At 43.9% G+C, this 214-nt stretch carries 1 protein-coding gene; it reads right to left on the bottom strand.

Annotated features, from left to right (window positions below; genetic code table 11):
- A partial coding sequence (locus ACZIX2_RS14315) for a hypothetical protein (RefSeq protein WP_463340771.1) occupies positions 1 to 214 on the bottom strand: 214 nt, incomplete at both ends.

The raw sequence follows: 214 nt of genomic DNA, 5'->3' as shown, positions 1-214 counted from the left end.
TATATCCTCCAGCTCCTCCTGTAGCAGCATTTACAGTTGCAGCTCCATTCGCAAGTCCATTGCAAGAGACATTAATTTGGGATGCAGCGGTAAGGGATATTACTGTTGGTTGTGTAATAGTAAAATTAACAGCAGTAGTACAGCTATTGGCATCGGTAATGGTGCAAGTCCAAGTTCCAGCTGTTAAGCCAGTTACAGAAGTGGTTCCATCTCC

This window comes from Flavobacterium riviphilum (assembly GCF_055231795.1).
The sequence above is the reverse complement of the archived record's forward strand: the minus strand, read 5'-3'. Positions and strand labels throughout refer to the sequence as shown.